The sequence below is a fragment of the Myxococcus sp. CA005 genome (genome assembly GCF_006518205.1).
Taxonomy (GTDB): Bacteria; Myxococcota; Myxococcia; order Myxococcales; family Myxococcaceae; genus Myxococcus; species Myxococcus xanthus.
The window spans coordinates 1-23,007 of record NZ_SRLV01000005.1; the positions used below are offsets into that span (position 1 = coordinate 1).

The following is a 23,007-nucleotide window of genomic DNA, read 5'->3' on the forward strand; positions in this document are numbered from 1 at the left end:
ACGAAGGGCCGCAAGCAGGCCAAGGGATGAACCACCCAGCGTCGCTGACGCTCCGACCGCTCGCCATCAGCCGGAATCGCTGCTCGGCTTGAGCCGGAACGAGTGCTCACCATGACCGGAATACGCAGGGTTGGCGGCGCTCACGAGTGCGGCCGGGCACGCATCCCATGTCCGGGTGAAGGTGCTCGACGGCGCGGGGATGTGGCGGAACTTGAGCCAGCTTGAAGGCCGCGACTTTCTCGATGCTGTCGAGGTGGACGAGGACGTTGACCAGCCGGTGTCGGCCGCGACGGTGACGCTCAAGCGGCAGATTGAACTCTTCAGCGTGGTCCCGCTCCGGGCCGACTCGAAGCTGAATGCCGCCAGCGGGCAGCTCATCCGGCCGGGGCGCGAGTTCACCGTCGAGGCGGCGGTTTCGCCCCTCGGCATGGCGCCGAGCGAAGGGGCGTGGCGCACGCTTTTTCATGGCGACATCGACGAAGTCGACTTCGCTGGCGAGCAGCTCGTCTTCCGTGGGCGCGACTTGGGCGGACGGCTCCAGGATACCTTCATCGAGGCTGAGCGGGCCTACGGGGACGACGCCCAGGGCGTTGCCGTCGAAGCGGTGATGCAGGCCCTCCTGACTGACAACGGGACGGGCGTGGTGCTCCATACCCCGGTGTCGCCAGGGTGGAGGCTTCGTCAGTACGCGCAGAAGAAGGCGAGCGTCCTCGATGCCGTGCGGGACTTGGCTCAACAGATTGGCTGGGAGGTGCGCTACCGCTGGCGCGAGTCGAGCGGGACATTCGCTTTGACGTTCACCGAGCCCAACCGGACGAATCCGCCGCTCGCGTGGACCTTCGGCCCTGATGACTACCGCGACGTCACGAAGCTCGCCGTCAGCAGGACGGACGTCCGCAACAGGGTGGAGGTCGTCTTCTCGGACACTGGCGACTTGGACGTCGCGGGGCACGCAAAGACGAAGAGTGTCGTCGTTGAGGACGCCGCGAGTCAGGCCGCCTACGGCGTGCGCTACATGCAGATTGCCGAGGGGGCTTCGAGCAACATCAACAGCGAGGTTGAAGCGCGGAGGATGGCGGAAGCGGCCCTGTCCGACTTGTGCGAGCCGCTCGCCGACCAGGAAATCGACCTCGACTTCTTCCTTCCGGTGGAGCTGGGCGACCTCTTTCGGTTTCACCCCAACGGCGTTCACTACTCGGACGCGCAGAACCTGGCAGTCACCGGGTTTCGCCACGTCTTCACGGCAGAGGGAGACGCACGCACCACGCCTACAACGCGCGGGAAGCCCTCCTTCGGCGTCTCCATGTGGCTGGAGATGGACACGCGTCCCGGACTGGGCGAGCCCGCGCACACGTCCCCGCCGCTTGTCCCGCTGAACATCAACGTGACGGCCGTCGTGAATGGCTTCTCACTGTCCCTCGCCCCGGCTGCGAGTGGCCCAGTTGCTTCGGGGTACGAGCTGCACGTTTCGACGTCGAGCGGCTTCACGCCGAGCAGCTCCACTCTGCGCGGGACGTTCGACACGACGGCATTCGGTGTGTCCGACCTGATGCCGGGAGCGACATACTTCGTGCGCGTGGTTCCCCGAGACAGCTTCGGCAATCGAGGCAACGCGTCGCCTCAGCTCTCCGTCACGCCGAAGCAGCTCGAAGGCGCGTCGCTAAGCGATGCCGCGGTCGGCTTCCAGCATCTGCTGTACCCGCCCACCGATAATCTCATTCCGAATGGCTACAACGAAGCGGGCATTCGCGCCGTGGGGAAGTCACCCGACGGTGACAGGCTCGTCGAGGACCCTGTGAATGCCCGGGTGGGCCGCTGGGTGCGCCGGGTGGAGCTGACGAACACGGGGGCATGGCCGGGGCTGAGCTGGACGGGCGGGTATGGCTCGGCGGTTCCAGGCGGGCGGCTCAAGTGCTCGCCTGGGGACGAGTTCTTCGCCGAGGTCTACGTCAAGGCGTCGTCCGTCACCGTCGGGGGCATGGGAACCCTGCATTTGCTGTGGGAGGACGGAAGCGGCGCCTACGCGGGCCAGGGCACGAGCGTCTTTCTGGGACAGGTGGGAACGACGTATCGGCGCGTCACCGTGAAGGGGATGTGCCCGGCCGGGTGCACGGGGGTTCAGCTCTTCTGGGAAACCCAGGTGGCGGCGGCGGACGTGGGCAAGCGGCTCTACTTCGATGCCGTCTCCATGCGGAAGATGGTCACCTTCGACTTGCTCGCGGCGAACACCCTCAAGACGTCCAACTACGCCGAGGACGGCAGCGGTATCCCTACGGCCGGGGCGAAGCTCGACAACGTCGGAACGACGCTCAAGGTGGCCTCTAACAACGTCCAGGTGGGGCGCTACTACCTGAGCGACGGCTTCTTCCGTTCCGTGCAGGCCCTCGCGGACACGGGAAGCCGCATCTACTACCGGGGCAACAACGAGGGCGTTCCGAACATCGACCGACTCAACATCCAGGTGCTTGAGGGTTACGCCATTGCCGGGGCGGCTGGTGGCGCGGCGAGCTTCACCTGGGCTCACTACCATGCCGTCATCCAGCCCCAGGTGGTGAGCGACAACCTCGATGCGCTGCGCTTCATGGAGGTGGGATTCTACTGGGCATATAGCGATAGCAACGCGCCCCAGTGGCTCTATGGGACATCGGTGCCGCTGGCCGACCGCAAGTATCAGAACGGCGCTGTAGACGGTGACGCCAGCAACGCGACGCGCGCGGGCTTCACCTTCATGTATGGCGACAGGTTCAACCGGCTGCGGGACGCCATGGCGAACAGGCTGCTTTACCTGAAGGTGCGGCTCCACAACGCGAGCGGCTACAGCGCCGAGCGGTGGTTCTTCCCGCCGAGCAGCTACAACGTCAACATGCTTCGGAGCGCGACGGGGCCCGCGTCAACGCCAACCGGCAGCGGTGGAGGTGGCGGGGGCACGCACGGAACCTGCGTCGCGCCGTGGGAACTGGTGTTGCTCGGCGATGGTTCGGAAGTACCTGCCGAAATGCTCCGGCCTGGGATGCGAGTGCTCACCATGCACGAGCACGAGCGAGATGGCGGCATCTTCGAGGTGACGCACGTCAGAAGGCATCAGGCAGCGCGTTGCACGCTCACCATGACGGATGGGCGTGTGCTCGTCGTGACGCCGGACCATCGCTGGCGGACGTTCGAGCGCGGGTGGACACGCACGGACGCGCTTCGCCCCGGAGAGACGATTGATGGAGTCGCTCCGGGACGAGTGGCTCGTGTTGAGCCAATGGACTTTGGCGACGTGATGAGAATCACCGTTCGCTTCGCGATGACTTACATTGTGCAGGGGCTCCTTGCGCACAACCTCAAGCCACGAGACTAAAGATTCCAGGATGTTTGCTGTGTTGAGCAGCCTAGCTCAGGTCTTCGAGGACCCTCAGGAGTCTGGATTTTGCGAAATAGTAGAACTCGTCACGCTCGATTATGTTCTTGCCTTGAGTGTTGCACTTGGGAGCCTGTCCATACTGTTCGCGAAAAACCAATAGGAACGCGCGCTCAAGCTTGACCCATGTCTTTACTTTTTGCCGTGGACGGCAGGTGACTATTCGAACGTCGAATGAGTCTACGCCTCTCTGTCCAAGAACATCGTCCGTCCAATCTGCGGCGCTTTGAGCCACTCGATCAATGCCATTCTTTGTTGTCCCGATATAGGCGATGCGGCTTCTGCCGAGCTTGTACTTGAGCTTTTGGTTGGCTGTTATTATGTAGACTAGCCGATCGCGCCCGGCCGCCACTCGGGTGACGTGAAGGGCCTCCCCTCGTTTTAGCGATACGCTGAGTCGCCGATTGGGCATGGTTGGCTTCCTTGTGGTGGGTGATTTAAGTCATGAGAACAATGGTTGATGCCCTAGTGACGGGCGCCGGTTTATCGAAGGGTCATGTGGAGAGTCGACGTGAATGAGATCCGCGGCGTCAGAGTCCAGATTCGACCCTGTGCTTGTTAAGTGCGACCGTGCTTGGGTGCAGTTCAGGGCGAGAAGGTAGTCGGAGATGTTGTTTGTTTAGGCTGGCGTATTGAGTGGATGTAATTCTCGCGTGAGTCAGAATGGTCCAGTTGGCGGTGTCGACCGCAATCAATCCTCGATCAAAAAGAGTGTGAATGTCCGCCCTTAAAAGCAGCCCATTCTCGAGGGTATTGGTCGCAGGTCCTTTAAACGGAAGGATATGTGCAGCCTCGAGAACCTCCTCGAGATCACACTCTGTGATGGCGCACCTGTTGCCGTATGCCTCAAGCAAGCTCTTTCGAAATGCCGACTGCCCCTGTCGCTGGACGATTGCACTAAGCGTGCGGGCTCTGGCATCTTCAATGCTGTGGGGATCAAAATGACCGCTCGCACTAATCGTCTCGGCAGTATTGGCAATGTCACCTGCGGACATGACTATTGATCGCGTGGGCGTGGCGAGCGATCTCCCTAGACTGTGTAGATCTGTCCCTTGAGTGTTGAGATCGAGGTAGAGACGAATCTTCTTCTGCCCGTTTCCGCCCTTCGCGTTAGCACGTTGTCCAATCGGCTTTTGCGCAGCACTTAGGGCTTTTCTCAGCTTGTCAAAGTCATCGATGAGGGATAGGTCTACAGGAAGTTTGAAGGGAGCTCGCACATTCAGACGGCGCTGTTCGATAGGCAATCCAGCGTCCAGTACATTGTCGGAATCAACAGAGGCATCCCGAATTTTAGCGCCTCTTTGCGCTAGTCGCTCCAATATAAGTCGGAGTCCCGGGTCGTAGTCTTGATTTCTTCTCTTGCCAAGGGGAGAGTCTTTTCCACCTCCCTTCGATTCGAAGAGCAGTGTAGTTTCGCCCTGCAACAGCTCCAGCGAGAAGTGGGCATCCAGTTCGCTTCCGGAAGCGCTCTGGACGGCGAAGAGACCTGAAGTGCTCATGGCTGCTTCCTGGTAGAGGAGATACGAGATACGTCGTTGGCCGAAGTAGCGCCAATGCCAGATGTCTAGGGAACTCCCAGCGGCATGAAGTTACCATTGTTCGCTGCCAGCAGGGAAGATCTGGGACTTGGGAAGCCGCCGACTCCGGTAAATGCTGTGGGCGTCTGATCACCATGGTGGCTTATTTGGAACCACTTGGTTGCGTGCCCTGAACCACATCGAAGAGTCACACGCATTTACCAGGGGCAACCTCAAGCCCCTGGTGACGTCGTGACCGCAGAAGAGACCAAGTCCCTACAGCTCGTAGTCGGCTCCCTGCTTGGAACGGCCGGCGTCGGTGTCCTCACCTGGGCCGCGAAGTCCCTGGTTGGGGAGATTCGCGCCCTCGTTGAGAAGGTCGCGCGGCAGGACGAGCGCATCAACGCCCTGGCCGTGGAACTGGGCGCGCTGCGTCGGTGGCGCGACGAGTTCACCCGAGGGCTCCCGGCTCAGGTTCAGCAGGTCGTTGAACTGGAGCTGCTTCGCATGTCCCAGTCGGGCGGGCGGGGCTCGTGATGACCCATGCGAACTTCGAGCGGGTCGACCTTGACCGCGTTTATCTGCCGTTCGTTGCGGTCTCCCTTGAGGTCATCGCGCGTAGTGCAGCCCACGGCGTTCGCTACGTCGCGACGCATGGCTTCCGTGACCTGCCGGAGCAGGCAGAGCTGCGTCGGTTGTACGCGGCGGGCAAGGGCGGCAAGGCATCGCCCGCAGGATTGTCCGCGCACAACTACGGCCTCGCCTTCGACTTCGTTTGTGACGCGAGCCCGCGACCTGGCGTGCAGCCGGATTGGCGTGAGTCGGCTTACCGCGTGCTGGGTGACGAATCCACGAAGGCGGGCCTTGTCTGGGGCGGCAGGTTCGGTGACTCCCCCCATGTGCAGTGGCCGGGCTACGTGAGCGCGCTTCAGCTCACGCCGCTTCGCACCCTGGTCCAACAGAGTTCCCTCGCCGACGTGTGGGCTCGCCTCGATGCCGAGCGCCTGTCGCCGAAGTGGCGTGCAGCAAACCCGAAGCTCGCGGCCGAACTGGAACGGCTGGGCTTCTAACCCGGAGGCAACATGATTGACGCTGGTGTAGTCGGGCCGAACCCCGAGCAGTTCGAGGAGTTCGCGCGCCTTCTTCTCGATGCCGTGACGAGCAGGAACTACGCGCTGCTCGCCGCCCTGGTGGTGGTGGTGCTCGTCTACCTGCTGCGGAGGTTCGGTGGCGGGTTCGTCCCGTTCTTCAATACCGACAGAGGCGGCGCCGTTCTCGTGCTTGGCGTCTCCCTCGCTGGCGCGGTAGCGAACGCGCTCGCTGCGGGGGCTCCGTTCTCGCTGGCGCTGATGCTGACGGCGCTGCAAGTGGCCCTGACGGCCGCTGGTGGCTTCACCATCATCAGGCGGATTCTGTTCGGGAGCGCCGCCATTGCCCGCGCCGAGCTGGCGGGCGCGATTGCCGCGGGGCAGGTCGCGGAGAAAGCCGCAGCGATTGCTGTGCTGGAGCAGCTCGACACCCGGGGCGACAAGTGAAGCTCGGCGCGCTCGTGCTGGTTGTTCTGCTCGCGCTTCCCGCGTCGGGCTCGGAGGTCATCAGCGTCGAGCGCGCTCAGCTCTTTCCGGATGGAGGTTCGGCAGCCGTGGAGGTGGAGGGCGGCTGCTGGCTGTCGGAAAGCCGCTGCATTCGAACCGCCTCGGAGATTGCGCGGCTGCGCGCCGAGAACGAGTCGTTACGCCAGCAGGCTGGGGACGTGTCCTTCACGGTCGCCATTGTGGCGCTGCTTGCCGGGCTTGGGGCCGGGTTCGCCGTTGCGAAGCTTGTGGAGCGATAGCGGGCGGCTGCGGAATCGGCGCGGTTGGTCTGGGACCTCGCGACGCCGTGAACTACGTACTCACCACAGCCGCCCGGCTGCCTTCATACCTAGGCGGGACCAACAAGCCAAGTGCGAGGCACGGGGGACCGCGCACCACACGGGGCGTGCTGGCCTGTAGGAAATAGGCCCACTGCGCGAGTATCCGCGATGGTAGCTTCCTGCTCTGGGAGGTCATGCGCCTTTGATCCAACCGGTCAGATTGGCCCTTGTGCTGGTTCTCGCGTGGGGGGGCTGCGACGCCAGCCATGGCGGAACAAGCGGAACGCGCGAAGCGGGACCGCGCGGTGTCCGTTGCAAACAGCCCTACCGATCCACTTCCTGTCGTCCGAGTGGCTCGCGACACGCCGACGCTCTTCCTGTTTCCGGCTCCCATCAACCGGAAGACCCTGACCTTCGACGAGTCGCGGATTCGCGTCCTGGATGCCGGTGAGCGGTCGGTCATCGTTCAGCCGGTGGCCGACCTTGCCGAAGGTGAGCGCTACGAAGTTGGGGTCTTCTTCGCGGATGGCCGGGCTCCTGCGCGAGCTGCCTTCTCACTGGTCACAGACCCGGCCGAAGTGGACATTCAGATCAATGTTCAGCGCCCCGAGATGACAGTCGAGGGATGCCCGGTTGACGAACCGCGAATGCCCAGACCTGAAGACTTCGTGCTGCTCGGGTATGTCGACAAGGAGGGCGTAACGGCAACGCTCATCAAGGGACATAGAGATGCGGCACAAGGCTTCGCTGTAGTGTCCGGGGTGGCCTATCGCGGACAGGGGTGGGTGCTTGTGGATCTTGGGATACGGAACAACCTCGGGCAACCACCTTGGGTGCCACGAGTAGCCACGCTGACTGGACGCGTCGGGCTGCCGCTAAAGGGGCGCATCGTAACAGTTGCTCCGGGCGCAATGCCTTCAGGCGGATACGGCCGAATTCTCGTGGTTGCCGAGACAGCACAGTTGAGTGCAAGCCCTGTCTTTACTCTGGAGGTGGTGGGGGACGGCCGCACGCTCACGATCCCCAATGTGAGGTTGCCAAAGGCTGCTTCCGGGGGAACTCCATGAACGTGATTTCGATGTTTCCACCCCCTGGTACGACCATCGATGGGTGGAGTGTCGTCAGAGAGATTGGAAACGGTGGTTTTGCAGTCGTCTATCTCGTCGAAAAGCATGGCCGTCGATGCGCGCTCAAGTTAGCTCGCCACCGGGATTCGAGTGGGGACGACAAGCAGACTCACGCGCGGACGCTTCGAGAGCTTTCGGCACTCCTCCTTCTGGACCATCCGAACATCGTCAAGCACCGTGGGTATGGATACTCCGAGCAGGGAAATGTCTATCTCGCGCTCGAGTACGTAGAGGGGTGGACCCTTGCTGAATGGGCGGAGCGTAAACACCCCACGGTTCAAGAGGTCTTGCAGGTCTTCGACAAGATTTCCGCCGCGCTTTCGTACATGCACGGCCGTGGCGTCCTACATCGGGATTTGAAGCTGTCCAACGTTCTGATTCGGAAGAGCGATGGAGAGCCGGTCATTATCGACTTTAGCTGTGCCAGCTACTCGTTGGCTGAAGAGCTGACGGATTGGGGCTTGCCTCCGGGGACGGACCGCTTTCGCGCGCCGGAGCAGTTCGCATGGCTTCGGGAGCACAAGGCCGAACAGCGCGCGAAGTACGCCTTCCGCGTCGCGGACGAGATTTTCGCGGTCGGCGCCATGCTCTATGAGTTGCTGACCGACCCCCGACCCACGGAGGTTCAAGCGCGAGTTACGCTCAACAGCACCGTCATGAAGCCGCCTCCTGCGCGTGCGTTGAACGTGCGTGTTCCAGAAGCTCTGAACGACCTCGTTGATTGCATCCTGTCGCGTGACCCGGCCAAGCGCCCCGTCGACTCAGAGGCTCTACGTCGTGAGCTGGGCGAACTCCTGGCCTATTCGAGTGCGGAGTTCCTACGCCCGGTGCATCCGCCGTCCGAGCAACGGAAGCCGGAGGCACCTGGGCCGGTGCGCCCTGCCGTAGAGGTGCCGAACTCGCCAGATGCCCTTGAGCGTGGCCCTGTGCGGACTGGAATGGGCCTCTTGGCGGGCGTGGCAACCCTCATCTCGTTGGTCGTGGCTGGGGGCTTCTTGCTCACCCGAGGGGAACCCACGGAGCCCGGGGCGCCGACCGTCGCTGGTGCGCCGAGCCCGCAGAGCCCTCCTTATTCGGCTCCGCGCACGTCGTCTGCCCCTGCTATGTCACCTCCTAGCCCCCCGCCTGTGCTGCTGACGGGGCAAGTAACTGCCGCTCCGAAGGAAGGTTCAACCGTGAAGACGACTCCGTCACCCGAGGTCCCACCCCAAGGACGCCAGTTACGCGGGAGGACGAAGGCCGCCGTTGCTGCCGACTGCGCGACGATGACGCTCGTTGCGGCACTCGCGGCGGGTTGCCCCAGTGCCCAGATTCGGCCTGAGGCGTTCACTTGCCCGGCTGGTGCGGAAGAGTCGATGCGGGAGGATCTCCGCTGGAAGGTAAATCAATCGTTCAACCTCACCCTCAATGCCCGTCATGGCCCTGAAGACGTTGTTTGGTTCACTGCTGGGGCAGATGTGGTGGGGGTGGTTCCGAAGGGGGTTCTTTCGGTCCAGAATGCGTTTGCTCCGCCTGGGACGCATTTCTACGGCAAGGCGTATTACCTATCTGACCGAATGGGCCGCTCGGAGGGACCCGCGCTGGTCATCCGCTACGACCGAGTGAAGCTGCCGGGGCAGGATGAGCGCCCCGTGTGCTTCGTCGTCGAGGCCCCCTCTGAAGGGTACAGTGACGGCCGGGTGAAGGCGTTTAACTCAGGGGGCGGCTACGTCGTGGACCGCTGGCCCTGACCGCAGGGGGGACGTAATAGGTAGGAGGTCAAATTCGGGCCGAATACGCCGTTTTGACCCCATGACCCGTGAGGGCGTTCCCTCAACCGGATGCCGCAGGTAGCGTTTTCCTCGTCGCGTTGGTTGCGAGTTCGCACACGAGGGGCAACGGCATGTCGAAGGCAATCGAGTTCAAGATCCCACGGGGGGCGATCCTCTTCTCGGCGGGCGGGGTCGGCTACGAGTACCGCGAGGACTTAGGGCCGACTCACCACGGGATGGCCCTGTTCGTAGCTCGGCTGCGAACCGCGTCCGGGGCACCGCGCGGGAAGGTGCTGCTCAAGGCGGTTCCGGCTCCATCGGAAACGGAAGGGGCTCGGGTCATGCGTGCTCGGGCGAAGCTCGATGAGCAGGTTCGCCTTGCTACCTTCCTCAATCACCCGTCCATCCTCAAGGTGCATGGGCTGCACAAGGTCGAGGGCTATTGGTACGTCAGTACGGAGCACCCGGATGGTCACTCCCTGAATGAGCTGCTGACGCTCGTTGGTGAGAGTCAGCGATGGTTCCCGCCGCTCTTCGTTCTCTACGTCGGCGCTCAGGTCGCAGCGGCCCTTGAGCACGCGCACGCCGCGAAGGACGAGCAGGGACGGCCACTCAACATCGTTCATCGGGCCGTCGACGTTGAGCACGTCTTCGTCAACTGGGACGGGACGGTTCAGCTCGCCGACTTCGGCCTCGCGCTGTCTGACTTGCCGGGCCGAGTGGCCTCTTCGGCGCGGGGCCCTTACGGGGACCACTTCTACTCGTCACCGGAGATGCTTCTAGGGGGGAGCGTCGATGCGCGCTCCGACCTCTTCATGCTGGGCGTCGTGCTGCTCGAACTGGCAACGGGGAAGAACCTGCTCTTTTGCCCGGACGACATCACGCCCGAAGTCATGGGCTCGTTGCCCACGAAGAAGCGTCGTCGGGTCGCTCGGGCAATCAAGCGGGCCACGCTCGCAGGGGCGCCGCCGTTGGTGGCCGACGCGATTTGGCGCGCGGCGACACTGACGGCTGCGGACGTAGACGCGATGACTGAGGGGCTTCCCCAGGGGCTGCGCGTGACGCTGAATCGGCTACTTCGGGTTGCCCCTCGTGAGCGCTACCAGTCAGCGGGGGAGTTGGCTGCCGACCTGGCGGCCTGGTTTGGTGGCACTTTCACGAAGGCCGATGCCGCAGCGGAAGTGCGAGCGCGGGCGGCTCAGGCCGAAGAGGCAGCACGGGGCACGGTATCGCCCCAGCGCCGTGGGCGGGGAACGCGCAATCCGGATGACGTGACGACGTCCTGACCGACTGGCGGGGGCGGCATTTGGGCCGTTTCCATGTTGCACGTATGTCGCACGACACTGCGGAACGGACCGGAACTGGGTGGGACACCAGGGGACACGGCGGGACATCGAAGCTGAGTCGTTCCGGGCGGTTACGAGGTAAGGGCGCGATTCTGCTGGGATTTTCGCACCGTCCGGAGCGGGTTCGATTCCCGCCGCCTCCACTGTGAAGCCCAGCAATCCCACCGGGTTGCTGGGCTTTTTGTATCCGGCGGCGCACCGCCGACCCGCCGGGCTCACGTCTCCAGCCCTGTCTCTGTACAACTCGCTCCTCGCCGACCACGCCCCTCGTCCGCTTGCAACCCCTTACGCCACATCACTGGCCGGACGGTTATGGTTCACCGCTCCGGAGTCTCCATGCGGATGGCCAGCGCGCGACAGCCCGCGCCGACCTCCTGGCCATCGGGCGGAGCCCACGCTCCGACCGAGTGATAGAGTCTGCCCTCGCGTCTCTCCAGGTAGAGAATCATGTTGAGCGGCCAGCCGCTGCCCTGGAAGAGGTGTCGGTCCATGGGCGTGGGTTCCTGGCTGACGCGCAGGCCGCGCTCGTGGGGTGGGCCGATGCGGTGCCAGTCCGGGTGCAGGTGGATGGAGCCGAGCACTTCCAGTCCCTGGGCCTCAGCCTCTGTGGTGATGCGCAGCAACTCTCGTGGCTCGCACCAGAAGCCACGACGCCCGTTGGCGTAGCAGGCGCCGAAGCGGGGGATGATGGTGGTGTCGAACTCCTGGAGTACGCGCTCATCCGTCTCGCGGACGTTGGTGGCGAAGCGAACACGCTCCACGCGCATGGCGTCGCTGGCGACGCGCCCCAGCAGCACGGCCCAGCTCCGGGGCGGGAGCTCCGGGGTGCACGTGGTGTACTCGCGGATGGCGTCCACCAGGAAGTCTGACAGCACCGCCGAATCCAGCAGGACGGTCTCCGTCCTCATTCCGCCAGCTCCGCCATGGGAGTGCGGAGGCGGCCCGCTGCCCGATCCTCACGAAGCTGGGTGGCGAGGTGGCGGGCCATGCGCTCCTCGTAGGCAGCGGTGGACTCGGGCGTCCAGGAGTAGAAGCCCTGGCCCGTCTTCTGGCCCAGCTCGCCCCGCTCCACCTTCTGCGCGAGCACGGGCGGCACGGGGCGGCCGGTGCCGCGGAGGAGGGCCGTCATGAAGTCCAACCCCACCAGGTCCAGCCGGTCGAAGACACCCGAAGCGCCCAGGCGCCGTCCGACGCCCTGGGTGAGCACGCGGTCCACCATCTCCGGCGTGGCCACGCCCTCGTGCACCAGCCGGATGGCCTCGCCGATGAGGGCCTGCTGCAGGCGCGGACCCACCGAGCCCGGCACGTCCCTGGAGAACACCACCGGCGACTTGCCAAGCTCCTCAATGAACCGCCGCACCGTCTCCACCGCGTCGGGGGACGTCTTCTCGCCGGGAATGATGTCCACCAGCGGGATGAGGTGCGCGGGCAGATAGTAGTGGGCAGAGAGGACGCGCTCCGGCCGCGTGCAGTCCCGAGCGATGGCCGTCACGCTCAGCGCGGTGGTGTTGGTGGCGAGCAGTGTGTCGGGGGCCGCGAGCTGGTCCAGCTCGCGGAAGAGCTGCTGCTTGAGGGCGAGGTCCTCGGGGATGGACTCGATGACCAGGTCCTGCTCCACGGCGGCCTCGGCGAGCACTGTGGTGCGGCGGATGCGTCCGATCGCGGCGGGAGCCTGCTCCGGGGCGAGCAGGCCCGTCTCCACCAGCAGCGATGCGTCTCGCTCCAGCTTCGCGCGTGCCCGCTCGCTGCTGTCGGCGCGCGTGTTGTAGAGCACCACCTGCCTGCCGGCGATGGCGAGCTCGAGCGCGATACCGCACCCCATGGCGCCCCCGCCCACCATGCCAATCCTCTTCAGCCGCTTGTGTGTCATGGGGCACAGCCTTGCCAGCCCGCGCGACAGAGACAACCTCTTGATGTGTTGCTGTAATTGTTCATGGCGCATGTGTGATTGATGCACCGGGCCATGCCGGGGGCGCTCGGGCGCGTCGACCTGGCCACGGGCGCACTGCTCACACAGGTGCAGGGGCGCGCGATGGAATGACGAGCGAGCCGCGGAACGCCTCATTAGGTTGCTCGTCCCATGAACATCGGAATCATCGGCGCAGGGAGCATTGGCGCGACCCTGGCGCGGCACCTCAATGCCCTGGGGCATGAGATTTCACTAGCAAACTCACGCGGCGTCGAGGGCGTCACGACCATCGCGGCGAGCGTGGGTGCAAAGCCCGTCACCGTTCGCGACGCGGCGCACGCGGGCCCCATCGTCATCGTGACCATTCCCCAGAAGGCCATCACGGATTTGCCGCCCGGCCTGTTCGACGACGTGCCCGCGGACGTCGTGGTGGTCGACACGGGCAACTACTACCCGGAGTTCCGCGACGGCCACATCGGCGCCATCGATGCGGGGCAGACCGACAGCGAGTGGGTCTCAGCGCAACTGAAGCGTCCGGTCGTGAAAGCCTTCAACAACATCCAGGCTGGCAGCCTGGACACGAAGGGTCTTCCCCGTGGGGCACCGGGGCGCATCGCGCTTCCGGTTTCGGGCGATGACCCGCGGGCGCGACAGCAGATTCTTCAGCTCGTTGATGCACTGGGCTTCGATGCCATCGACGCGGGCCCCTTGTCGGAGTCCTGGCGGCAGCAACCGGGCACGGCGGTGTACTGCACCGACCTCGACGCCGAGAAGCTCCCAAAGGCCCTGGCCGCTGCCGACGCGACGAAGGTCGCCGAGGTCCGCCGGCAGAACGACCTGAGTGTCAAGGCCATGTTCAGCCGCTGAGGCCCCCGCGTTCAACGCGACCCGCGGACGGGCTCGTAGGCCTCGCGTCGCCCCCGAAGTCGCCCCTGAAAGTGAGGCGGCTCAGGCGCGCGTGGCTTCAGCGATACAGCGGGCGGCTTCGGCCGCGTCGCAGCCGTTGAGCCCAGCGCCCCACGCGGCGTTGGCTTCCAGGAGCACCCAGCCCCGGTCCTCCACCCAGGCCGCGTCCAGCACGCACGTGCGAGGCAGCATGGGCGACCGCGCCACGGTGTCGAGGAACGCCCGTGCCTCCGCGCGCAACGTCACGACTTACGAGGACAGCACGGGCGTCTCTGGCGCGAGGTCCCGGTGGTGCGGGCCTACAACGCCTGACCCAGGGCGCGCGTCACGGCGCGAGCTGTTCGACCGAAGGCGCGTGCGAAATGCGGATGGCTGGGATGTCCAAGACATCATCCTGCTTCAGGCGGGTCCCCACGATGACCTGGTAGGGCGGTTCATCGAGCACGGGGGCACGCCCATAGACGACGAAGTACTTGTCGTTGGCATAGGCCACGTTGCCGGACACGAGCTGGCGAGCCGCCGCGCCCCGGGAGATGGCAAAGCCGTGGCGGTCACGGACGTCCCCGTTCAGCTTCACGCGGGCGCCACGGACGCGGCCGGTGTCGGCCGTCAGCGCGCTCCAGGTGACGAGCACCTGGTGGCCCTCGGAGGCGACCTTGGGCGTGATGTCGTTCGTGCTCGAGGTGGCGATGGGGATGCCGCTGGGGTCCAGGACGTTCGCCGTCCCGTCCTTCACTCGGGCGCCGTAGATGTCGGGGGTGCCATTGCGTGCGTCGCTCCAGGCGACGAAGAAGCCCTGCTTCGTCGCCGTCACCGCCGAGAAGTTCTGATTGCCCGGCGCAGCGGAGATGACGAAGCCGTCCGGGTCGAGCACCGCGCCCGTGCGCCGGATTCTCGCGGCGAAGATGTCCTGGCCGCCGAAGCGAGAGTCCGTCCATGTCGCCAGGTACCGGTCATGGGACCAGGCCACCGCGACGCCATAGGAGTTGATGGCGGACAGTTGGTTGGAGATGAAGACCTCCTGGACGTCGAAGCCCGGCTTCGCCGTGTTCAGGGTGATGCCGCGGACCGCGCCAGTGGCGGTTCCGCCGAAGCCAATCCACGCCACCAGGCACTTGCGCTCGTGGCAGGCGATGCCCGGGGAGCCCGCGGGCTGGTGGTCGGTGGGGGTAAAGAGCGTGACCGGCGGGCCGTCCAATGTCCCGTTCCGGTTGACACGCGTCAGGAAGATGGAGGTGTCTCCGGTCCAGACGACGAGGAACTGCCGGCCATCGAACGCGGTCGCATGGTAGTAGGCGTCGGGTCGAAGCCCGGGGTTGAGGGGGATGGCATCCGGGTCCAGCAGCCGGCCATTCTTCGAGACGCGCGCGGCGTAGAAGCGGCCGGGGCGGCCGTCGGACCAGGCCACGAAGAACTGGTTTCCGTCCTCGGCCACCTGGGCATCCGTCGCGAAGGTCGGTGTCGCCCAGTTCGGGTAGGGCCCCTGGCTCCCCGGACCATGAAGCCCGGCCTCGACGTCCTCTCTCGAAGGGGAGTTGCCTTCGAGCACCTCCGCTTCACCGCCACACGCCAGAGAGAGTAGTCCCCCGAGGAGCAAAGCGCTCCAGCCACGAGTTTGCTTTGACGGTCCACGCATGATTCGCCCCTTGCAACATCAGTCCGGCGGCAGGGTCCACGGCGGGGGCCGGTGGTCGCAACGCGGTATTCCTGCCGAAGCGAGCGAATGGACAGACGCCGGGCGCATCCAGGCGTGCTTCGTCGCGCCTTGAACGAACGCCTGAACCCGTGGCCTATGTCAGGACGGCAGCTTGTCCCCCACGAGCCCGCGGATACCCTGGAGCTTGTCGGGGTTGCGAGTGACGTAGATTGTGGCGACTCGGCCATCTTCGATGTCCAGGGCCGTCGTCTGGAGCGTGCCGTCCTTCTCCAGGGTGACGAAGGCGGGCAGTCCGTCGATGAATCCCTCGTGCACAAGCTGCGAGGCGTTCACGCCCGTGATGCGCAGCAAGCCCTCGAAGAAGCGCACCGTCTTCTCCTGACCGTAGATGGGGTTGAGGGCCGCCTTCACCTTGCCGCCACCATCAGAGTACACGACGACGTCCTGGGCCAGGAGCGCCTGGAGCGCGCCCATGTCCCCGCTCCGGGACGCGGCGTAGAAGGCCGAGGCCAGCTCACTGCCTTGTGCTTCCGACACGGGAAATCGCGGCCGAGCCTCGCGCACGTGGGCCCGTGCGCGGCTGGCGAGCTGGCGGCACGCGGCAGGGGCCCGACCCATGGCCTTCGCCACCTCCTCGAAGTCCATGCCGAACACGTCGTGCAGGAGGAAGGCGGCTCGCTCCAGAGGGGACAGCCGCTCCAGGGCCATCATCAGGGGCAGGGTCAAGTCATCACCCTCCACCGCATCGACGATGGGCTCCGGAAGCCAGGTGCCCACGTATTCCTCGCGGCGTACGCGGGCGGACTTCAGGACGTCCAGACACAACCGTGTCACCGTGCGGACAAGCACGGCTTCGGCGTCGCGCACGGCGGCGCGGTCGGTCTGGTGCCAGCGCAAGTACGCCTCCTGCACCACGTCCTCTGCCTCCGCGACGATGCCCAGCATCCGGTAGGCGATGCGGAGCAAGCGGGGGCGCAGCGGGTCGAAGGCGTCAGCGGGATTCACGTCAGGCGGCCTCGGTGCGGGGAGTGGTGACGGGGTGAATGGAGCGGAACCCCACGGAGATGCGGTTCCAGGTGTTGATCATCCCGATGAGCAGTGTGAGATGCACGATTTCCTGCTCCGAGAAGTGCGGCGCGAGGGCAGCGTAGTCCTCATCGGACGCGTGCGTCTGGGAGACGTGCGTCAGGGCCTCCGTCCAGGCCAGGGCCGCCCGTTCGCGCTCGGTGTACAGGGGCGACTCGCGCCAACCGTCCAGCAGGTAGATGCGCTCCTCGGTCTCCCCATGCGCGCGGGCGTCCCGGCTGTGCATGTGGATGCAGAACGCGCAGCCGTTGAGCTGCGATGCTCGGATCTTCACCAGCTCCTGGAGGCTCTTCTCCAGGCCCAGCTCCAGCAGCTTCTGGCCGTAATCGAGCGTCAACTTCATCGCATCGGGGGCGACGGCGAACGCGTTCATCCGGGGCTTCATGGGCGGCTCCTGAGTGTCGTGCAGGGCGAAAGTGCCTGCGTTCAACTTCAGGACGACGCAGCCGGTGCCGCATGTGACATGGCCTTTTCCGGCCGATTTATTCGCCCCACCGCTCCACGGGCGACGAATCAGTCGAGCCCCGTCTTGCTGCGCCCCAGTTATCCGGGGCTCGTGAAGTTGCGTGAAGCCGTCCCCGCGGTGCGAAAGCTCACGCCGGCTGGAGGAAGCGTCCGTCCACCAGGTGGTCGATGACCTCTCGCGCGGAATGCGGGTCGAGCCGTGCCTTCGCGCCGAGCTTCGACACGGCGCTGGAGACCGTCGTGGGGTGCTCGAAGGCGGCCAGGGCGGCCAGGAGGATGGCGCCGTCCTCGCCCTGCGTGAGCGTGGGGTCGGAGAACCGTTTCGGGCTGACTGAAGGGGCGCAGCTCATCGTGATGCCATCCACGGAGCGGAGGACCGTCACCGCCTCACCCGCGAGCTTCGCGGGGGCGCGGTGGCTGCCCAGCCACTCTCCCAGGGTGAAGCGCTGGGTCCAGGGAGCGGTGTTGCGCAGCCGCGTCCTGCCCTGGATGGCGACGCTCTTGCGCGTGTCGCGGTGCTTCCAGGCCAGCGCGTCCACCCGGTCGGAGGTGTGCTGGACCGCCGCCTCCAGGCCCGCGTCGCGGAATCGAATCATCGGCACGGACACGTCACCGGGCTCGCGGCGCTCGAAGTAGTCGAGGAACTCCGCGAACGTCTTCGCCTCCGTCACCATGTCGAAGCGCGCGGGGTGCTGCGTCACCAGCGCCCCGGGCTGCGCTTCGAGCCGCTGGTAGCCCACCACGCAGTCCAGGCTGATGATGCGCTCCACGAGCCGCAATTCCTCCGCCAGGGTGGCCTTGCTCGCGAAGGGCAGGCCTCCGATGCCGGAGATTTCGATGTCCAGGTTGGGGTACTTGCGGCAGGCGTCGATGACTTCCAGCAGCTCGCGGTCCTTCGCGCAGGGCTTGAGCAGGCCCCGGCCCATCTGCTCCAGCCGCTGCTGTTCGGAGAAGCAACCGATGTCGATGACCATGTAGACGCGCTGGAACGTCGCGGCCAGCGCCGCCACCAGCTCCACCCGGGGCACGCCCCACAGGAAGTACGTGCAGCAGTGGCGGGAGAGGTCCACGCCCGCCCAGGTGCTGCTCAGGAAACCGGCGGTGCTGCCCGCGAAGTCGTAGCGCATCTGCCACGTCCGCCCGGCGATCTCCTGGTGGTCGCGGCGCACGTTCTCCTCGGCGCGCAGGAAGGGCTTCGCGCGCCCGAAGTCCGCTTTCTGGTTGCCTCGTGCCCCGCCGCAATACAGGCAGTTCTCACCGCACCCCTTGCCGGGCGCGACCCAGCCGGAGAACGAGTGCTGGTCCATCTGGCTGAGGAAGATGTCGTTGAAGTGCGAGTAGTAGATGTCGTCCGTGTTCGTGGCGCGCTGCACGTACTCCAGCGGCAGCCGGCGCGGACGGCCGTCCGGACTCCTCGTCACGACGTTGGGCGGCGCCTCCTCGCCATTGCACAGGGCCAGCAGTGGCACCTCGCCGTCGCCCAGCACGATGTGGTCGATGCTGTCGTAGCCGCTCAGCTCCTTCCACCAGTACGACGCGGAGTTGCCTCCCACGACGATGCGGATGGAGGGGTCGAGCCGCCGCACCGTCCTCGCGATGAGCAGCGCGCGGTCCACGTGGTGGAACCACTTGAGGCTGATGCCCACGAGCTTCGGGCGTACGCGGCGCAGAAGGCTCTCGAAGGTGCGTGTCACCTCGGCTTCGGTCTCATCCCCGTCGTACAGCCGCACGAAGGCCTCGATGCCGCCGCGCCGCAGGTAACCCGCCAGGTACAGGATGCCGCACGTGGCCTCCCCCGTTCCCGCACCGACGAGGAGGACTGGAGAGAGGACACGACCACCCATGCGACGGACACCGGCCTTTCAGGAGACGGCGGGCAGCGTAGGCGAAACAGGCCAGGCTCGGGCGAAATGGTGGGGCCCGTCCGCCTGGCTGCCCGTCCCCAGCCCGAAAAGGCGGAGCCCTCCGCGCCGAGTCATGGCGGCCTTCCGTTCGCCATTCACTTCGGCGACGCACCGTTGCTCGCGCGAAGCCTCGCGAGGGTTCGCTCGAGCACTTTTCGCTGGAGATGGTCCTGGGGAATGCCTGGCGTCCGGTCCATCTCGCTCAAGGCCTCGGTCAGCAGTCGCTCCGCGTGTGCCCGCTCGCCATGTGCCATGAGGATGCGCGCATGGCCCGCGAGCACGGTGCCTCGGGAGACTCCCTTGGCCAGGGCCAGGGCCCGCTTGCTCGCCGTCAGCGCTTCATCCTTCCTCCCGGCCATCAGGTACAGCGTCGCGAGCCGGGCTGGCGGGTTGTAGTCCCCGGGCAGCTCCCGCTCGCTGCGCTCCAAGAGGGGAATGGCGGCGTCCGGCTGGTCCAACAGCGCGGTGGCCATCACCCGATGCGAATCGAGCGCCGCGCGCTCCTCGGCCCCATTCGCGTGAGTGGCCTGGAGCTGGAGGAACGCCCACCAGGTTCGCGCCTGGTCGCGCAGCCCCGCTTCGTCCCCGGACGCCTCACGGGCCTCGCAAGCCAGCTCGTAGAGCGACGAGCGTTGCAGCGGAGTCAGCTCGGTCTCGGGAGCACCCAGGGCCCGGTTTGCCTCGTCGGCGAACTGGCCTCGCACCGCTCGCGCCTCATCGGTGTTAGTGTCCAGCGCGCAGCCCATGCCCACGTACAGCAGCCGCGTGCGATCGTCCACGCGCGAGAGCTTCGGCAGCTCGCTCGCGGCCACCCGCATGCAGTCCGCGGAGGCGCCCGTGGCGGCCAGCGACTTGCTCCAGGACACGAGGGCGCCCGCGCGGCGCGCGTCCTCGGGGGCCAACTGCTCCAGGGCCCGCTGATAGGCCACCGCGGCTTCGCCGTGCTGACCGGAGAGGGCGAGCGCATCCGCCCGGACCAGCGCCTCCGTGCCCAGGCGGCCTTGCTGGAAGGTCCGCTCGGATTGCTCGAGCAAGCCCAGGAATTGGGGGAGGGACACCGCGCCCAACGAGCGCGCGAGGACGGCGCCGTGTTCCGGCTCCAGGACGAAGAAGGTGGGCCACGTGTCCACCGGGTATCGCTGGAGGAAGGCCATGCTGGTGTCGGCGTCCGTGTCCACCGCGAGCCAGACGAAGCGGTCCGCCCACGCATCCAGGGCGGGGGACGTCAGCACCGTGGCGCGCATGGACCGGCACGATTGGCACCAGGGGGCCCAGGCCTCCACGAGGACGGGCCGCCGGCCCTCCCGCCCCGCCCGGAGCGCTCCCTCCCAGTCATTCTCCAGGAAGACGGGCCCTGCCTTCGCGGGAAGGGGGCGCTGCGGGATGGCGGGAGGCGTCGCGCACCCCCAGAGCAGCAGCAGAGCGCCGACGGCGAGTCTCATCGTCATGGATTCTCCGGGGTTGAGGGCTCGACGCGGGCCCCTGACACCCCGGGAGCGGGTGCGGTTCCGGAATGCGGACGGATTGGACGAAGAGGGGCTGTGTTGAAAGGGGAGGGCTGGAGCGGCATCTCCGCGCACCCCGAGGACCGAGTCGCTCGGGGTGCGTGGAGCATGCCGTGGCCGGCGGTGACTTCAGCGCGGCGTGACCTTGAGCAGCTTTCCGTTGGTGGCGTCGGTGAGCAGGTAGAGGGCTCCGTCGGGGCCCTGCACCACCTCGCGGATGCGCACGCCCAGGTCCTTGAGGAGATGCTCCTCGCCCACCACGCGGTCATTCCGCATCATGAGCCGCACCAGCGCCTGGCTGGACAGGCCTCCGATGAAGATGTTGTTCCGCCACTCGGGGAACAGGGTCCCCGAGTAGATGGTCATCCCCGAGGGAGAAATGACCGGGTCCCAGTAGTACACGGGCTGCTCCATGCCTGGGCCACGAGGGCTCTCGTGGATGGGCGCGCCGGAGTACTCCTCGCCATACCCAATGGTGGGCCAGCCGTAATCCTTGCCGGCCTCGGGGCGGTTGAGCTCGTCACCCCCGCGCGGTCCCATTTCGACCGTCCACAGCCGGTTCTGGCTGTCGAGCGCCGCCGACAGGACGTTGCGGTGGCCCACCGACCAGATTTCCGGCTTCGCCCCCTCGGTGTTCACGTAGGGGTTGTCCTGGGGCACGGAGCCGTCGGGATTGATGCGGACCACCTTGCCGAAGTGGCTGTTCAGTTCCTGCGCCTGCACCCGGCCCGCGAGGATGGAGCGCTCCCCGAGCGTGACGAACAGCTTGCCGTCGGGGGTGAATACCAGCCGTCCCCCCGAGTGCAGCGTCGACTCGAGCGTGGGCATCATGCGGAAGATGACCTGGACGTCCTCCACGCGAGGCTGCGCACCGTCCACGAGTTTCGCACGCGCCACCGCGAGCCCGTTGCCGCCCTGGCGTGGCTCGGAATAGGTCCAGTAGATGAGCTGGCTCTGCGCGTAGTCGGGGCCGACCTCCACGTCGAGCAGGCCCCCCTGTCCACGGCCATCCACGTTGGGCAGCCCCACGACGGCGGGAGACTTCGCGCCCTGCGGCGTGACGATGTAGAGCGAGCCGGTGGGCTTCTCTGTCACCAGCATGCGCTGGTCGGGCAGGAAGGCGATGGCCCAGGGATTCCTGAAGCCCGAGGCAATCTCGGTGACCTCGATGGGCGTCTGCGTCTGGATGGCTGGGACGCGTGTCTGTCCGGGGAAGGCCGGATCGAACTCGGGCACGTTGGGCGGGCCCTGCGGGACCGGGGGGCCGGTGGGAAGCGGATCTTCTGGCGGAACGCCCGCGTCATCTGGAGGGACGCCCGCGTCATCTGGCGGAACGCCCGAGTCTTCCGGCGGGACGCCCGAGTCCAGCTGCGGGACGCCCGAGTCTTGGGGCGTTGGCGTGGGGTCTGGGGTCTGGCTGCAGCCAGATAGGAGGGCGGCGACGATGAGGGGCATTGATAGGGTTCGCATGCGACTCTCTCCTGGGGGATAGAACGGAATTGAACATCGCGTGCCTCGAGTCGAGTGGAAAGTCCGCGCTTCAACCGGCGGCCGGACCGTGCCGGACATCGGACAGAGGCTCGCCTCTCGGGTGGCACGCAGCACGCCATCGCCAATCGCTGTGCAGCGAGGCACCAATTGTATGGAGTGGCCGTAGTAGAATGCACGGCGCTCAACGGCTCACCCCGAGTTTCGGCCCCCCTGTTGGGGCTTCTTCGGGCTCCCTGAGTTTGTTCCCAGCTCGCCAGACGGTGCGAGACCAGGGGCCGCTCTGCTTTCGGCCCCCTGCAGCATGGGTCCTGGCGAGAAGAGCGGGCTACGGTTCCACGCCAGGGCGGCCTGAAGACTTTGGCGACGTGGCCCGGCCCGGCAGGACGGCGCGGAGCCGCGCATCGCGCAGCCAGAGCCCCAGCCAGAGCAGCGTCGCGATGTAGACGGGGAAGAGCATGTGGGAGAAGAGCGGATTGCCGACCCGGACGTGGGTGGCGACCGCGCCTCCGAGATAGCCCGTCCACAGGATGGCCCCCAGCACCGAGAGCCGGGGAGTGAGGTACACCGCCAGGCACGCCAGTTGAACGATTCCCAAGCCGAAGAGCACGCTCACGGGGTAGCCGAGCTCCACCGCGCCCTGCTGGGCCTCGGGAATCTGGAGCAATTTCCCAGTGGCATCGAACAGCAAGAAGAGGACGGCGATGCCGCTCAGGACGCGTCCTGTCCACAGGGCCTTCTTCGAGGAGGACTGCGTGCCCGACTGCAGGCGAGTGGCTGGGGCGGCGTGCTGGAGTTCGGTGTGGGTCGTCGTGGTCATGGGGTCCTCCGTGAAGCGGTTTTGAGGGTTGGACCGCCATGGCCACCGAAAATCATCGGTCGGTCGGAAAAAAGATCGCGGGCCCTCCGCGCCTGACTGACCGCCGCTCGGTTTGGCGGGCAGGGTGCGCGCCATCATCCATCGCTGTGCAGTGAGGCACCCAGCGGGTGCAGGCGCGAACGTCATGCGCAGCCGTCAACCCGACGAATCCGGCGGTGTGGTTTCCGCCGGACGTGGCGTCGCCAATGGACGTCTCGCGTGAGGTTGA

Annotated in this window: 19 protein-coding genes and 1 pseudogene; 9 read left to right on the plus strand and 11 right to left on the minus strand. The window is 66.0% G+C overall.

Annotated features, from left to right (window positions below; genetic code table 11):
- The first annotated feature begins 211 nt into the window (after positions 1–211).
- On the plus strand, positions 212–3,343 hold the full coding sequence (locus tag FMQ63_RS03130) for a hypothetical protein (protein ID WP_225909876.1): 3,132 nt from the start codon (positions 212–214) through the stop codon (positions 3,341–3,343).
- A 590-nt stretch (positions 3,344–3,933) separates the two neighbouring features.
- Here FMQ63_RS03130 and FMQ63_RS03135 read toward each other — a convergent pair.
- Complete coding sequence (locus FMQ63_RS03135) at positions 3,934–4,902, minus strand: HNH endonuclease (protein ID WP_011552249.1); 969 nt, start codon at positions 4,900–4,902, stop codon at positions 3,934–3,936.
- 270 nt (positions 4,903–5,172) lie between these two features.
- On the opposite strand from FMQ63_RS03135, the gene FMQ63_RS03140 reads away from it, so the two are divergent.
- From FMQ63_RS03140 to FMQ63_RS03170, 7 genes and pseudogenes are all read left to right on the plus strand, one after another.
- Entirely contained in the window at positions 5,173–5,457 is a 285-nt protein-coding gene (locus FMQ63_RS03140; protein ID WP_020479248.1) for a hypothetical protein, read from the plus strand.
- Positions 5,457–5,990, plus strand: coding sequence for a M15 family metallopeptidase (locus FMQ63_RS03145; RefSeq protein ID WP_043612207.1), 534 nt, complete (start codon positions 5,457–5,459; stop codon positions 5,988–5,990). Before FMQ63_RS03140 ends, FMQ63_RS03145 begins: the two co-directional genes overlap by 1 nt.
- Before the next feature lie 12 nt (positions 5,991–6,002).
- On the plus strand, positions 6,003–6,455 hold the full coding sequence (locus tag FMQ63_RS03150; protein ID WP_011552252.1) for a hypothetical protein: 453 nt from the start codon (positions 6,003–6,005) through the stop codon (positions 6,453–6,455).
- On the plus strand, positions 6,452–6,754 hold the full coding sequence (locus tag FMQ63_RS03155; protein ID WP_011552253.1) for a hypothetical protein: 303 nt from the start codon (positions 6,452–6,454) through the stop codon (positions 6,752–6,754). Before FMQ63_RS03150 ends, FMQ63_RS03155 begins: the two co-directional genes overlap by 4 nt.
- Positions 6,755–6,977: 223 nt before the next feature.
- Positions 6,978–7,842, plus strand: a pseudogene (locus FMQ63_RS03160) (DUF2381 family protein).
- Complete coding sequence (locus FMQ63_RS03165; protein WP_011552254.1) at positions 7,839–9,632, plus strand: serine/threonine-protein kinase; 1,794 nt, start codon at positions 7,839–7,841, stop codon at positions 9,630–9,632. Before FMQ63_RS03160 ends, FMQ63_RS03165 begins: the two are co-directional and overlap by 4 nt.
- A 152-nt stretch (positions 9,633–9,784) precedes the next feature.
- Positions 9,785–10,939, plus strand: coding sequence for a protein kinase (locus FMQ63_RS03170; RefSeq protein WP_141276542.1), 1,155 nt, complete (start codon positions 9,785–9,787; stop codon positions 10,937–10,939).
- A gap of 377 nt (positions 10,940–11,316) precedes the next feature.
- Here the strand turns inward: FMQ63_RS03170 and FMQ63_RS03175 are convergent, their stop codons facing one another.
- Positions 11,317–11,907: a hypothetical protein gene (locus FMQ63_RS03175; protein ID WP_011552256.1), complete on the minus strand. Its 591-nt coding sequence runs from the start codon at positions 11,905–11,907 to the stop codon at positions 11,317–11,319.
- Entirely contained in the window at positions 11,904–12,869 is a 966-nt protein-coding gene (locus FMQ63_RS03180; RefSeq protein WP_011552257.1) for a 3-hydroxyacyl-CoA dehydrogenase family protein, read from the minus strand. The genes FMQ63_RS03175 and FMQ63_RS03180 overlap by 4 nt, the downstream gene beginning before the upstream one ends.
- A gap of 210 nt (positions 12,870–13,079) precedes the next feature.
- Here FMQ63_RS03180 and FMQ63_RS03185 point away from each other — a divergent pair, with 210 nt between their 5' ends.
- Entirely contained in the window at positions 13,080–13,775 is a 696-nt protein-coding gene (locus FMQ63_RS03185) for an NADPH-dependent F420 reductase (RefSeq protein ID WP_011552258.1), read from the plus strand.
- 81 nt (positions 13,776–13,856) lie between these two features.
- On the opposite strand, the gene FMQ63_RS03190 is transcribed toward FMQ63_RS03185, so the two are convergent.
- The 8 genes from FMQ63_RS03190 to FMQ63_RS03225 all read right to left on the minus strand — a co-directional run bounded on the left by FMQ63_RS03190 (position 13,857) and on the right by FMQ63_RS03225 (position 22,739).
- A complete protein-coding gene (locus tag FMQ63_RS03190) occupies positions 13,857–14,060 on the minus strand; it encodes an ATP-grasp domain-containing protein (protein WP_011552260.1) in 204 nt (67 codons plus the stop codon).
- Positions 14,061–14,139: 79 nt separating this feature from the next.
- The gene (locus FMQ63_RS03195) at positions 14,140–15,363 is read right to left on the minus strand and encodes a hypothetical protein (protein ID WP_020477566.1); all 1,224 of its coding nucleotides are present in this window, start codon (positions 15,361–15,363) and stop codon (positions 14,140–14,142) included.
- A 246-nt stretch (positions 15,364–15,609) separates the two neighbouring features.
- Positions 15,610–16,476, minus strand: a complete 867-nt coding sequence (locus FMQ63_RS03200) for a sigma-70 family RNA polymerase sigma factor (RefSeq protein WP_011552262.1) — start codon at positions 16,474–16,476, stop codon at positions 15,610–15,612.
- Position 16,477: 1 nt separating this feature from the next.
- On the minus strand, positions 16,478–16,942 hold the full coding sequence (locus tag FMQ63_RS03205) for a carboxymuconolactone decarboxylase family protein (RefSeq protein WP_011552263.1): 465 nt from the start codon (positions 16,940–16,942) through the stop codon (positions 16,478–16,480).
- Between the two features lie 208 nt (positions 16,943–17,150).
- Entirely contained in the window at positions 17,151–18,866 is a 1,716-nt protein-coding gene (locus FMQ63_RS03210) for a radical SAM protein (protein ID WP_011552264.1), read from the minus strand.
- Between the two features lie 155 nt (positions 18,867–19,021).
- Positions 19,022–20,374, minus strand: a complete 1,353-nt coding sequence (locus FMQ63_RS03215) for a thioredoxin family protein (protein WP_020477567.1) — start codon at positions 20,372–20,374, stop codon at positions 19,022–19,024.
- A gap of 186 nt (positions 20,375–20,560) precedes the next feature.
- Positions 20,561–21,901, minus strand: coding sequence for a PQQ-dependent sugar dehydrogenase (locus FMQ63_RS03220; protein ID WP_026113947.1), 1,341 nt, complete (start codon positions 21,899–21,901; stop codon positions 20,561–20,563).
- A 346-nt stretch (positions 21,902–22,247) separates the two neighbouring features.
- Positions 22,248–22,739: a DoxX family protein gene (locus FMQ63_RS03225; RefSeq protein WP_011552267.1), complete on the minus strand. Its 492-nt coding sequence runs from the start codon at positions 22,737–22,739 to the stop codon at positions 22,248–22,250.
- Positions 22,740–23,007: the final 268 nt, after the last annotated feature.

What these genes read in the sequence shown, in the direction of transcription:
- FMQ63_RS03135 (WP_011552249.1), bottom strand. Translation starts at nt 4,902, where the DNA reads ATGAGCACTTCAGGTCTCTTCGCCGTCCAGAGCGCTTCCGGAAGCGAA.
- FMQ63_RS03145 (WP_043612207.1), top strand. Translation starts at nt 5,457, where the DNA reads ATGACCCATGCGAACTTCGAGCGGGTCGACCTTGACCGCGTTTATCTG.
- FMQ63_RS03150 (WP_011552252.1), top strand. Translation starts at nt 6,003, where the DNA reads ATGATTGACGCTGGTGTAGTCGGGCCGAACCCCGAGCAGTTCGAGGAG.
- FMQ63_RS03165 (WP_011552254.1), top strand. Translation starts at nt 7,839, where the DNA reads ATGAACGTGATTTCGATGTTTCCACCCCCTGGTACGACCATCGATGGG.
- FMQ63_RS03170 (WP_141276542.1), top strand. Translation starts at nt 9,785, where the DNA reads ATGTCGAAGGCAATCGAGTTCAAGATCCCACGGGGGGCGATCCTCTTC.
- FMQ63_RS03175 (WP_011552256.1), bottom strand. Translation starts at nt 11,907, where the DNA reads ATGAGGACGGAGACCGTCCTGCTGGATTCGGCGGTGCTGTCAGACTTC.
- FMQ63_RS03180 (WP_011552257.1), bottom strand. Translation starts at nt 12,869, where the DNA reads ATGACACACAAGCGGCTGAAGAGGATTGGCATGGTGGGCGGGGGCGCC.
- FMQ63_RS03185 (WP_011552258.1), top strand. Translation starts at nt 13,080, where the DNA reads ATGAACATCGGAATCATCGGCGCAGGGAGCATTGGCGCGACCCTGGCG.
- FMQ63_RS03205 (WP_011552263.1), bottom strand. Translation starts at nt 16,942, where the DNA reads ATGAAGCCCCGGATGAACGCGTTCGCCGTCGCCCCCGATGCGATGAAG.
- FMQ63_RS03210 (WP_011552264.1), bottom strand. Translation starts at nt 18,866, where the DNA reads ATGGGTGGTCGTGTCCTCTCTCCAGTCCTCCTCGTCGGTGCGGGAACG.
- FMQ63_RS03215 (WP_020477567.1), bottom strand. Translation starts at nt 20,374, where the DNA reads ATGACGATGAGACTCGCCGTCGGCGCTCTGCTGCTGCTCTGGGGGTGC.
- FMQ63_RS03220 (WP_026113947.1), bottom strand. Translation starts at nt 21,901, where the DNA reads ATGCGAACCCTATCAATGCCCCTCATCGTCGCCGCCCTCCTATCTGGC.
- FMQ63_RS03225 (WP_011552267.1), bottom strand. Translation starts at nt 22,739, where the DNA reads ATGACCACGACGACCCACACCGAACTCCAGCACGCCGCCCCAGCCACT.